The sequence below is a fragment of the Pseudomonas sp. FDAARGOS_761 genome (assembly GCF_013343155.1).
GTDB classification, from domain to species: Bacteria; Pseudomonadota; Gammaproteobacteria; order Pseudomonadales; family Pseudomonadaceae; genus Pseudomonas; species Pseudomonas aeruginosa.
Window position 1 is genome coordinate 770,179 of record NZ_CP054572.1, and the last position, 12,075, is coordinate 782,253.

Consider the following 12,075-nt stretch of genomic DNA (forward strand, 5'->3'; position numbering starts at 1 on the left):
AGCATAGCCGCAACGCATGCACGGCGGGTTACAGCATCGGCATGTCCTGGGCGCGGCTGGCCAGGCGGTATTGTTCCGGCGTGGTGCCGGCTAGCCGGCGGAACATCGAGATGAACGCCGAGGGGCTGCTGTAGCCGAGGTCGAAGGCGATCTGCTGGATCCCCCTGCCGGCTTCCAGCGCCTCGATGGCCGCGAGGAAGCGCAGGCGTTGGCGCCATTCGCCGAAGGTCATGCCCAGTTCGCGCTGGCAGTGTCGGGCCAGGGTTCGCTCGGTGCTGTGCACCTGCTGCGCCCATTGCGCCAGCGAGCGGTTGTCGCCCGGCTCGGCCTGCAGTGCGTCGAGCACCTCGCGCAGCGCCGGGGTACGGCCGTAGGGCAGGTAGTCGTCGTGGGGCTGGGCGCATTCCAGCTGGTCCATGACGACCCGGGCCAGGCGCAGGTCCTGCGCCGAGGTCGGCAGGTTGACCCCGCGCTCGGCGAAGTCCGAGAGGATCGCCTTGAGGATCGCGCTGATCGCCAGGGTGCAGGGTGTCGCCGGCAGGCGTCGTGACAGCTCGGTGGAGAGGTACAGCGAGCGGTAGACGATGGCCTGGCTGTTGTAGCAGCTGTGCACCCGCTCCGGTGGTATCCATACCGCGTATTGCGGAGGCGAGAGGAAGCGCTGGCCGTCGATCTCCAGCTGCATCACGCCATGGGCTGCATAGTTGAGCTGGCCCCAGGCGTGGGTGTGCGGCGGCGAATGGGTGTCGGCGCCGAACTCGTCATAGCGGAAATAGACGTCGAAAGACTGCCCCTGGAGATCGGGAAGGCGCAGCAGGGTGGTGGTCGACATGTCCGAACCTACGGGTGGTTTGTCTGGAATTCATTATACGTCTGTATTCGGACTGGCTCAGAATGGCCGCATATTCCTTTTTCATAGTGCGGAACCCTCATGCAATACCTGTTTCCCCTGCTGGCCGTGTTCATCTGGGCCGGCAACACCGTCGTCAACAAGCTCGCCGTGGGGATCATCCAGCCCGCCGAGATCGGTTTCTTCCGCTGGCTGCTGGTCGGCCTGGCGCTGACGCCCTTCATGCTCGGCCCGGTGCTGCGCAACCGCCGCTACATCCTCGCCAACCTCGGCAAGTTCGTGGTCCTCGGCCTGCTCGGCATGGCCGTCTACCAGAGCCTGGCCTACTACGCGGCGGCGCTGACCAGCGCCACCAACATGGGCATCATCCTGTCGCTGATGCCCCTGATGTCGCTGGGCCTGGCCAGCAGCATCCTGGCCCACCGGCTGAACGCCGGGGCGCTGCTCGGCGCGCTGGTGTCGCTGGCCGGCGTGGTGCTGGTGATCTCCCAGGGCCATCTCGGCGCTTTGCTGGAGCATGGAGTGAACCTCGGCGACGCGATGATGATCGTCGCCACCCTGGCCTATGCGGTGTACAGCGTGCTGCTGAAGAAATGGAGCCTGAAGCTGCCGGCCATGCAACTGCTCTACCTGCAGGTGCTGGTGGCGATCCTCGCCCTGCTGCCGCTGTACCTGCTGTCGCCGCGCACCGGCCTGAACGCCGCCAACCTGCCGCTGGTGCTGTACGCCGCGCTGTTCGCCTCGATCGTCGCCGCGCTGGCCTGGATGCACGGTGTCGCCCGTCTCGGGCCGAGCCGGATGGCGCTGTTCTTCAACCTGCTGCCGATCATCACCGCCTGCATCGCCACCCTGGTGCTCGGCGAGCGCCTGACCGTCCATCACCTGGTCGGCGGCGCGCTGACCCTGGCCGGGGTCCTGCTGGCCGAGTTCTGGCAGCGCCGCCCGGCCCGCCTGCGCTCGGCAACCTGCTGATTTCCCGGCAACTTCCTCGCGATTACGGCGCACGGAGGCGCCGCCACTGGCTATCATAAGCAGCGCTCCCCGCGCGGGAGCCGAGCCGTGCCAGCCTGGAAGAGGAAGAATCGTGGTCGAAGTGTTTTCCGTGCAGGATGGGCTGGACGCCGAGCGCGCCCTGCTCGACGAGGTGTGTGGCGGTGCCCGCGAGCATGGCCTGTTGCTCTGGCAGCCGTGCGATCGGGCGCTGGTCATGCCGCGCCGGATGGAGCGCCTGGAAGGGTTCGCGCCGGCCAGCGCAGCGGTCGCCGAACGCGGCTGGCCGGTGCTGCTGCGCGATACCGGCGGCGAGCCGGTGCCGCAATCGCCGGGCGTGCTGAACATCGCCCTGTCCTATGCGCTGGGGCCCGGCGACAACGAGCAGACCCGTATCGAAACCGCCTACCTGCGGCTGTGCCAGCCGATCTGCGACTGGCTCCGTGAGCGCGGCCTGGACGCCGGTGTGGGCGCCGTGGCCGGTTCCTTCTGCGACGGCCGCTACAATGTCACCCTGGATGGGCGCAAGCTCGCCGGGACCGCGCAACGCTGGCGGCGCAACGGCGCCGGCCGGCCGGTGGTGCTGGCGCACGCGGCGCTGCTGGTCGGCGCCGAGCGCGAGGAGATGGTCGAGGTGGTCAACACCTTCACCCGCCGTTGCGCCAGTGCCCCGGATTGCCAGGCGGACAGCCATCTCGGCCTGAGCGAGCGCTGGAGCGATTTCCGCATGGCCGACAGCCTCGAACTGGAACGACGCTTCGTCGCCGCCCGATCCTGACCTCTTTCGCCAGAGCCTTGCGCCAGGAATAGCCGTACCGATGCCAGAACCCTTGGGAACCACCGCCCTCACGCCCGGATTCATGATCGTCCACGGCAATCGCCTGGACGACCTGCGCGACCTCGCCGTTTCCTGGATGCGCCGCTATCCGCTGGCGCCGCTGGAAAGCGAGCGGGTCCTGGTGCACAGCAACGGCATCGCCCAATGGTTGAAGCTGGCATTGGCCGAAGATCCCCGCGAGGACGGCGGCGGCGGTGGCGGCATCGCCGCGGCGCTGGAGGTGCAGTTGCCGGCGCAGTTCCTCTGGCAGGCCTATCGCGCGGTGCTGGGCCGCGAAAGCATTCCCGAGGTTTCCGAACTGGACAAGGCGCCGCTGACCTGGCGCCTGATGCGTCTGCTTCCCGGATTGCTGGAGCGTCCAGAGTTCCGCACCCTGCAACGTTTCCTCGCCGACGATGCCGACCTGCGCAAGCGTCATCAACTGGCCGAGCGCCTGGCCGACCTGTTCGACCAGTACCAGGTCTATCGCGGCGACTGGCTCGACGACTGGAGCCAGGGCCGCGACCAGTTGCGCACGGCGAACGGGCAGGCGCGCCCGCTCGGTGCCGACGAGCGCTGGCAGGCCGAATTGTGGCGCGCGCTGCTCGCCGACGTCGGTGCCGATAGCCTGGCCCGCAGCCGCTCCGGCGTGCACCGGCGCTTCATCGAGGCGCTGCGCTTCGCCAGCGCGGCGCCGCGCGCGTTGCCGCGACGAGTGGTGGTGTTCGGGATTTCCTCGATGCCGGCGCAGACCCTCGAGGCGCTGGCCGCCCTGGCCAGGTTCAGCCAGGTGCTGCTCTGCGTGCACAACCCCTGTCGCCACCACTGGGCCGACATCGTCGCCGACAAGGACCTGTTGCGCCACGAGTACCGCCGCCAGCAGCGCCGCGCCGGCGTCCCCGCCGACCTCGACGAGGACCGCCAGCACCAGCATGCCCAGCCGTTGCTGGCGGCCTGGGGCAAGCAGGGCCGCGACTACATCAACCTGCTCGACAGCTACGACGACCCGGACAGCTATCGGAACCTGTTCGGCGAGGTCAACGGCGGGCGCATCGACCTGTTCAGCGAGGAGGCCCCGCACGGGCTGCTCGGCCAGTTGCAGGACGATATCCTCGAACTGCGCCCGTTGGCGGAAACCCGCGAGCACTGGCCGCCGGTGGCGCCGCGGAGTGACGCCTCGATCCGCTTCCATGTGGCCCACAGCGCGCAGCGCGAAGTGGAGATCCTCCACGACCAGTTGCTCGCCCGCTTCAACGCCGATCCGAGACTGAAGCCGCGCGACGTGATCGTCATGGTCCCCGACATCAACGCCTACGCACCGCACATCGAGGCGGTGTTCGGCCAGGTGCCGCGCGACGACCAGCGCTTCATTCCCTATACCCTGGCCGACCAGGGACAGCGCGGTCGCGAGCCGCTGCTGATCGCCCTGGAGCACCTGCTGAAACTGCCCGACAGCCGTTTCGCCGTGAGCGAGATCCTCGACCTGCTGGACGTCCCGGCATTGCGCCGGCGTTTCGGCGTCGACGAGGCCGACCTGGCGACCCTGCACCGCTGGATCGAAGGCGCCGGCGTGCGCTGGGGGCTGGATGCCGCGCAGCGCGAGCGTCTCGGCCTGCCAGCGGGACTGGAGGGCAACAGTTGGCGCTTCGGTCTGCGGCGCATGCTGCTCGGCTACGCGGTCGGCGAAGGCGCGGCCCTGCAAGGCATCCAGCCCTACGATGAGGTCGGTGGCCTGGACGCCGCCCTGGCAGGCCCGCTGGCTGTGCTGCTGGAGCGCCTCGAGGTAGCCTACGCGGAGCTGGCCGAACCGGCCACCCCGGCGCAGTGGGGCGAGCGCCTGCAGGCCCTGCTCACGGTGTTCTTCGAAGCCCACGACGAGCGCGACGAACTGCTTCTCACCCAGCTCCTGCAATTGCTCGAGCGCTGGCAGGAACACTGCGCTTGTGCGGCCTTCGCCGAGCCGCTACCGATCAGCGTGATACGCGAGGCCTGGCTCGGCGGCCTGGACCAGGGCGGCCTGAACCAGCGCTTCCTGGCTGGCGCGGTGAGTTTCTGCACGTTGATGCCGATGCGCGCGATCCCGTTCCGGCTGGTCTGCCTGCTTGGCATGAACGATGGCGACTACCCCCGCCAGCAGTCGCCGCTGGATTTCGACCTGATGCGCAACGACTACCGCCCCGGCGACCGCTCGCGGCGCGAGGACGACCGCTACCTGCTGCTCGAGGCGCTGCTCTCGGCGCGCGAGCAACTCTACGTGAGCTGGGTGGGGCGGAGTATCCGCGACAATGGCGAGCGGCCGCCCTCGGTGCTGATCGGCCAGTTGCGCGATCACCTGGCGGCCGGCTGGCGCCTGGACTCGGACGGCGACGGCGAGGCGCTGCTGCGTGCCCTGACCCAGGAGCATCCGCTGCAGCCGTTCAGCCGCCGGTATTTTCACGATGCGCCGGAGCAGGGCGTCGATGGCCTGTTCACCTACGCCCGCGAGTGGCGCGAGGTCCATCGCGAGGACGACATTGCCGTTCCCGACGCTGAAGCGCCCCTGCCGCCGCTGGAGCTGGAGGGCGCGCTGGGGCTGCGAGCGCTGGCGGAGTTCCTCGCCAACCCGGTGAATGCGTTCTTCCAGCAGCGGCTCAAGGTGCGTTTCGACGACGAGCAATTGACCGGCAACGACGAAGAGCCTTTCGAACTGGACGCGCTGGACAACTGGAAGCTGCAATTCGAGCTGACCGAACGCATGAAGCGCTGGGTCGAGCGGGACTGGGATGCCGAGGGTCTGCCGGTGCAGTTGCAGGCCCAGGTCGAGCGACTGCGGCGACAGGGTCGCCTGCCGCTGGCGGCGTTCGGCGAGTTCTCCGCGCGCCATTTGCTGCAACCGCTGCCCGACCTGCTCTGGCGCTACCGCCAGGAAATCGAGCGCTGGCCGGAGGCGGTCGAGCAGCAGCAGGAGTTGCGCCATCGCCATCCGTCCGGGCTGGAGCTGGAGGACTGGCTCGGCGGCTTGCGTCGCGACGCTTCCGGGCGCCTGGCGCGCCTGCAGTTGCTCAGCGGCAAGCTCCATGAAGGGCGCGGCTTCAAGTGGCACAGCCTGGTGCGCCACTGGTTGCAGCACCTCGCCCTGCAACGTCTCGGCCAGCCGGTGAGCAGCGTGCTGGTGAGCCAGACCGGCACCCTGGAGATTCCGCCGTTGCCGAGCGAGCGCGCCGGCGAGTACCTCGACCAGTTGATCGACGGCTGGCGCCAGGGCATGCGCCAGCCGTTGCCGGTGGCCTGCCGGACCGCTTTCGCCTGGCTCGTCAGTGGTGGCGCCGCAGAGCCCGAGAAAGCCATGCGCGAGGCGCGCAAGCGCTACGAGGGAGGGTTCGGCATGGGGGGCGAGGTGGACGCCTCGCCGGCGCTGGCTCGGGTCTATCCGGACTTCGACCGGCTGCTCGCCAGCGGTGAGTTCGCGCACTGGGCCGAGCAGCTCTACGCGCCGCTGCTGGCTGCCCTGGGACGTGGCGCGGAGGAGCAGGCATGAGCCAGCAGCAGATGCCCGTGGCCCTCGATCCGCTGGACTTCCCGTTGCACGGCAGCCGCCTGATCGAGGCCAGCGCCGGTACCGGCAAGACGTTCACCATCGCCCTGCTATACGTACGCCTGGTCCTCGACCATGGCGGCGAGAACGCTTTCGGCCGGCCGCTGAGCCCGCCGGAAATCCTCGTGGTGACCTTCACCGATGCGGCGACCCAGGAGCTCCGCGAGCGTATCCGCAGCCGCCTCGGCGAAGCGGCGCGTTGTTTCGCCGAGCCGCAGGAGCGCCACGACGGCCTGCTGGTCGCGTTGCGCCAGCAGTATCCCACCGAGCGCTGGCCGGGCTGTGCGCGTCTGCTGCGCCTGGCCGCGGAGTGGATGGACGAGGCCGCGGTATCGACCATCCACAGTTGGTGCTACCGGATGCTGCGCGAGCACGCCTTCGACAGCGGCAGCCTGTTCACCCAGAACCTGGAAACCGACCAGAGCGAATTGCTCGCCGAAGTGGTGCGGGACTACTGGCGGCGCAACTTCTACGGCCTGACGGCTCCGGCGGCGCAAGCCGTGGCCAGTTGCTACAGTGGGCCGGAGGCGCTGGGCAAGGCCTTGCAGCCGCTGCTGGCGCGGCAGGACGCCGACTTCCGCTACGCCGACCAGGCGCTGAGTGCGCCCGAGTCGCTGGCAGCCTTGCTGGAGCAGGGCGGCGACTGGTATCGCCAGCTCGACCAACTGGACGCGCAGGCCCGCGCCGCCTGGCGCGCAGCGCGCGTCGAACTGGAAGCGCTGCTGCGCGACCTGCGTCCCTACCTGAACGGCAACAGCTATCGCGGCAAGGACAGCGACGAGACCTTCGACGCCTGGCTGCAAGCGTTGGCGGACTGGAGCGAGGGCGGCGAGCAGCCGGCCAACCTGGGCAAGTTCGGCCAGACCCGGATCAAGCTCACCGCCAAGCGCGTGGCGCCCGAGCATGCCGCGCTAAGGGCCATCGACGCCTGGGCCGCGCATCAGGAAGAGCGTCCCGATCTCGCTCCCCACCTGTTGTTGCACGCGTTGGGCGAAGTCGGGCGCGAACTGGAGGTCGAGAAGCAGCGGCGTGCCGAGATCGGCTTCGACGACCTGCTCAGCCGCCTCGACCGCGCCTTGCAGGGGCCTGGTGGCGAGCGCCTGGCGCAATTGATCCGCGAGCAGTTCCCGGTGGCGCTGATCGACGAGTTCCAGGATACCGACCCGGTGCAGTACCGGATCTTCGAGCGCATCTACCGGATCGCCGCCGATCCCGACGAGCCCCAGGCGCGGGAAACCGGCCTGTTCATGATCGGCGACCCCAAGCAGGCGATCTACGCCTTCCGCGGTGCCGACATCCATACCTACCTGCGCGCCCGCGAGGCCACTCGCGGGCGGCATTACACCCTCGGCAAGAACTTCCGCTCGACCGCCGCCATGGTGGCGGCCGCCAACCGCTGCTTCGCCTTCGCCGAAGAGCATCCGCGCGGCGCCTTCCGTTTCGCCCGCGAGGGGCTGGAAAACCCGGTGCCGTTCCATGCGGTGGACGCCCAGGGGCGCGCCGAACGTTTGTTGATCGACGGTGCCGAGGCGCCGGCGATGACGTTCTGGAACCTTGACGCCGAAGCCGGCGTGCTCGGCTCCGCGGCGTATCGCCAGGAAATGGCCGAGCGCAGCGCCAGCGCCATCCGCCGCTGGCTGAGCCTGGCCGACCTGGGCCGCGCCGGCTTCGCCGACGAGCAGGGCGGCTGGCGTGCGTTGCGCCCGGCGGATATCGCCATCCTCGTCCGCGGTCGCGCCGAGGCCGAGGCGATCCGTAGCGCGTTGGCGGCGCGGCGTCTGGCCAGCGTCTACCTGTCCGACCGCGACTCGGTGTTCGACAGCCAGGAAGCCGCCGACCTGCTGCACTGGCTGCGCGCCTGCGCCGACCCCGGTGCCGATGCGCTGCTGCGGGTCGCCCTGGCTACCCGCAGCCTGCACCTGGACTGGGCGACCCTGGAACGATTGAACCAGGACGAACTGTTCTGGGAACGGATGGTCCTGCGCTTCCGCGACTATCGCCGGTCCTGGCAGGCCCAGGGCGTATTGCCGATGCTGCGGCGCCTGCTCGCCGACTTCGAACTGCCGGCGCGCCTGCTGCGGCATGCCGATGGCGAGCGCAGCCTGACCAACCTGCTGCACCTGGCCGAGTGGCTGCAGCGCGCGGCGGTGGAGCTGGACGGCGAGCACGCGCTGATCCGTCATCTGGCCGAGCAGGTGCAGAGTCCGGGGAGCGAAGAGATCCTCCGCCTGGAAAGCGACGCCGACCTGATCAAGGTGGTGACCATCCACAAGTCCAAGGGGCTGGAATACCCCTTGGTGCTGCTGCCCTTCATCTGCAGCTGGAGGGAGCTGGACGGCAACAGCGGCGCGCCGGCGAGTTTCCACGAGGATGGCGCTGCAGGGCGGGTCATCGAGCTGGCGCGGCGCAAGGAGCAGGCTGCGCGGGCCTACGAGCAGGCCAACGACGAGCGCCTCGGCGAAGACATGCGCCTGCTCTACGTGGCCCTGACCCGCGCTCGCCATTCGGTGTGGCTGGGCATCGCGCCGCTGGTGGCGAGCAACAGCAAGTCGCCGGAGTTGCACAAGGGGGCTCTGGGCTACCTGCTTGCCGGCGGCGCGACCATCGGTAGCGATGGCCTCGGCCAATGCCTCGCCGCGCTGCGCGGCGAGTGCCGGGAGATCGTCGTCGAGCCGGCCCCCGAGGCGGACGCCGAACGCTATGTCGCAGGGCGCGGCCAGGGCCTTGGGCAGGCCCGCGAAACCCGCCGCAGCAGCCGCGAGAAGTGGTGGGTCGCCAGCTATTCCGGCCTGCAATTGCAGGCCTCCGCCGGGCTGGACGATGACGAGGCGTTGGAGAGCGACGAATCGCAGGAGCCGATCAGCGCCGAGGAAGCCACCTTCCACGAAGAAGGCCGTTCCGCCGAACAGCCGCCGGTCGCGCACGCCAGCGAGATGCGCGACGACCTGCATCGCTTCCCGCGCGGACCGGCTCCCGGCACCTTCCTCCACGGGCTGCTCGAATGGGCCGGCCGCGAAGGCTTCGATGTGGCGCGCGCCGATGCCCAGCGGCGCCGCGAACTGGTCGCGCGACGCTGCGACCTGCGGGGCTGGAAGGACTGGGCCGAACCGCTCGATCTGTGGCTGGAACAGTATCTCGCCGAACCGCTGCGCTGGCCCGGTGGCGAAACCAGCCTGGCCGGGCTGGTCGCCTACCAGGTGGAAATGGAGTTCTGGTTCGCCACCCACCAGGTCCAGGCCGAGGCGATCGACGCCCTGGTCCGGCGCCATACCCTTGGCGGCGCGGCGCGTCCGACGCTGGCGCCGACCCTGCTGAACGGCATGTTCAAGGGCTTCGTCGACCTGGTCTTCGAGCACCAGGGGCGTTTCTACGTGGCCGACTACAAGTCCAACTGGCTGGGCGCCGACGATGGCGCCTACAGCCCGGAAGCGATGACCGCCGCGGTGCTGGAGAACCGTTATGACCTGCAGTACGTGTTGTACCTGCTGGCCCTGCACCGGCAGTTGAAGGCGCGCCTGCCCGACTACGACTACGACCGCCACATGGGCGGCGCCGTGTACCTGTTCCTCCGCGGCGCCCGCGCGGCGACCCAGGGCCTGCACTTCGAGCGCCCGCCGCGGGAACTGATCGAACGCCTGGACGCGCTGTTCAGCGGCCAGCCGGGAGCCGAGCGATGAATCCGACCCTCAAGCAACTGGCCGGCGAAGTCCGCGATGGCCGCGACGACCAGGTAGCGCAACCGCTGGCGGCACGCCACGACCTGCTGCGCCAGCTCGACCTGTGGGTGGCGCGTGGCTGGCTGCGGGCGCTGGACCGGGCGTTCGTCGCCTTCCTCGTCGAGTTGCAGCCGCAGGCCGATCCCCGGGTGCTGCTGGCGGCAGCGCTGACCAGCCACCAACTGGGCCACGGGCACGTCTGCCTGGACCTGGAGGCGACCCTCGGCGCGCCTGACGCGGCACTGTCGCTGCCGCCGGAAGGCGACGAAGGCCGCGATGTGCTGCTGCCGTCGCAACTGCTGCGTGGCGTGCGCCTCGACGCCTGGCGCGAGGCTCTGGCGGCGTCATCGCTGGTGGAGGTGGTCGACGAGCGCCCAGGCGATCCCGAGCCGAGCGAGACGGCGACCTCGCCGCTGGTGCTTTGCGCTCAGCGTCTCTACCTGCGTCGTTACTGGCGGCACGAGCTGGAGATCGCTCTGGCCCTGCGCGAGCGCCTGGGTCGGCAGGCGCCCCTGGCCGCAGACCTGGCGCCGCGCCTGGCCGCGCTGTTCGCGCAGGCGCCGACGGAAGACGGCCAGCGCGTCACCGACTGGCAGAAGCTGGCCTGTGCCCTGGCGGCCCGCGGCTATTTCAGCCTGATCACCGGCGGTCCCGGTACCGGCAAGACCACCACCGTGGTGCGCCTGCTCGGTCTGCTCCAGGCACCGGCGGTAGCCGCCGGCCAGCCGCTGCGCATCCGCCTCGCGGCGCCCACCGGCAAGGCCGCGGCGCGTCTCTCCGAATCCATCGGCCAGCAGGTCCGGGCCCTGCCGCTGGCGGAAGACGTGTTGCAGGCGATCCCCGCCGAGGTCACTACCCTGCACCGTCTGCTCGGCAGCCGTCCGGATACCCGGCACTTCCGCCACCACCGGGACAACCCTTTGGCGCTGGACGTGCTGGTGGTGGACGAGGCCTCGATGATCGACCTGGAAATGATGGCCAGCCTGCTCGATGCGCTACCGCCGCAGGCGCGCCTGATCCTGCTCGGCGACAAGGACCAGTTGGCCTCGGTAGAGGCCGGCGCGGTGCTCGGCGATCTCTGCCGGGATGCCGAGGAGGGCTGGTACAGCGCCGAGACCCGCGCCTGGTTGCAGCGGGTCAGCGGCGAAACCTGGCAGGGCTTGCGCGAAGGTTCGGCGCAGGCGCATCCGCTGGCGCAACAGACCGTCATGCTGCGGCATTCCCGGCGCTTCGGCGCGAGCAGCGGGATCGGGCGCCTGGCGCGGTTGGTCAACCGGCAACAGGCCGGCGACGCGCGCGCGCTGCTGGACAGTCCGCCCGCCGACCTCTTCGACCTGCGCCTGCGCGGGGAGCGCGATGCAGCCTTCGCCCGGCTGTTCGTCGACGGTCATCCGCAGGCGCCGGGCACGCCGTACGGCTACCGGCACTACCTGCAACGCCTGGCCGAGGGCCGCCCGGCCGCCGGACTGGCGCTGGAGGAGGGCGCCTGGGAGCGCTGGGCGCAGTCGGTACTGACGGCTTTCGACGCCTTCCGCCTGCTCTGCGCGCTGCGCCGCGGCCCATGGGGCGTGGAAGGACTGAACCAGCGGGTGGCGGCGGAACTGCTGCGCCTTGGCCTGATCGAGGCCGATCACGGCTGGTACGAGGGGCGGCCGGTACTGGTGACGCGCAACGACTACAGCCTGGGGCTGATGAACGGCGATATCGGCATCGCCCTGCGCCTGCCCGAGCGCAACGACGACGGCAGCCTGCGCTTCGCGCTGCGCGTGGCCTTCCCGCGCAACGACGGTAGCGGCGGCGTGCGCTTCGTCCTGCCGAGCCGCCTGGTCGAGGTGGACACCGTGTTCGCCATGACCGTGCACAAGTCGCAGGGTTCGGAGTTCGCCCATACCGCGCTGGTCCTGCCGGACGCGCTGAACCCGGTGCTGACCAAGGAGCTGGTGTACACCGGTATCACCCGCGCCCGCGACTGGTTCAGCCTGGTGGAAAGCCTGCCCGGGGTGTTCGAGGAAGCAGTGCGGCGCAAGGTGCGCCGGCTCAGCGGGCTGATGCTGCATCTGCGGCCGGAAAGGGAAGAGCAGCCGCCGCATGCTCCGGGTGAACAGACCGAGCTGCCGTTCTGACGTGC

At 69.8% G+C, this 12,075-nt stretch carries 6 protein-coding genes; 5 read left to right on the top strand and 1 reads right to left on the bottom strand.

What is annotated here, in order from left to right:
• Positions 1-28 precede the first annotated feature (28 nt).
• Positions 29-832: a helix-turn-helix domain-containing protein gene (locus FOC67_RS03675; RefSeq protein WP_004364263.1), complete on the bottom strand. Its 804-nt coding sequence runs from the start codon at positions 830-832 to the stop codon at positions 29-31.
• Positions 833-931: 99 nt separating this feature from the next.
• Here FOC67_RS03675 and FOC67_RS03680 point away from each other — a divergent pair, with 99 nt between their 5' ends.
• The 5 genes from FOC67_RS03680 to recD all read left to right on the top strand — a co-directional run bounded on the left by FOC67_RS03680 (position 932) and on the right by recD (position 12,070).
• Positions 932-1,822 (top strand): DMT family transporter, encoded by an 891-nt coding sequence (locus FOC67_RS03680; protein ID WP_003093799.1) that lies wholly within the window; start codon positions 932-934, stop codon positions 1,820-1,822.
• Between the two features lie 112 nt (positions 1,823-1,934).
• Complete coding sequence (locus tag FOC67_RS03685) at positions 1,935-2,618, top strand: biotin/lipoate A/B protein ligase family protein (protein ID WP_003110110.1); 684 nt, start codon at positions 1,935-1,937, stop codon at positions 2,616-2,618.
• A gap of 40 nt (positions 2,619-2,658) precedes the next feature.
• Entirely contained in the window at positions 2,659-6,174 is a 3,516-nt protein-coding gene (gene recC, locus FOC67_RS03690; protein WP_174707706.1) for an exodeoxyribonuclease V subunit gamma, read from the top strand.
• Positions 6,171-9,908 carry an exodeoxyribonuclease V subunit beta gene (recB, locus tag FOC67_RS03695; RefSeq protein ID WP_009315981.1) on the top strand — a complete coding sequence of 1,246 codons (3,738 nt, stop codon included), beginning with the start codon at positions 6,171-6,173 and terminating at the stop codon, positions 9,906-9,908. Before recC ends, recB begins: the two co-directional genes overlap by 4 nt.
• Complete coding sequence (recD, locus tag FOC67_RS03700) at positions 9,905-12,070, top strand: exodeoxyribonuclease V subunit alpha (protein WP_009315982.1); 2,166 nt, start codon at positions 9,905-9,907, stop codon at positions 12,068-12,070. Before recB ends, recD begins: the two co-directional genes overlap by 4 nt.
• Positions 12,071-12,075 lie beyond the last annotated feature (5 nt).

What these genes read in the sequence shown, in the direction of transcription:
- FOC67_RS03675 (WP_004364263.1), bottom strand. Translation starts at nt 832, where the DNA reads ATGTCGACCACCACCCTGCTGCGCCTTCCCGATCTCCAGGGGCAGTCT.
- FOC67_RS03680 (WP_003093799.1), top strand. Translation starts at nt 932, where the DNA reads ATGCAATACCTGTTTCCCCTGCTGGCCGTGTTCATCTGGGCCGGCAAC.
- recC (WP_174707706.1), top strand. Translation starts at nt 2,659, where the DNA reads ATGCCAGAACCCTTGGGAACCACCGCCCTCACGCCCGGATTCATGATC.
- recB (WP_009315981.1), top strand. Translation starts at nt 6,171, where the DNA reads ATGAGCCAGCAGCAGATGCCCGTGGCCCTCGATCCGCTGGACTTCCCG.
- recD (WP_009315982.1), top strand. Translation starts at nt 9,905, where the DNA reads ATGAATCCGACCCTCAAGCAACTGGCCGGCGAAGTCCGCGATGGCCGC.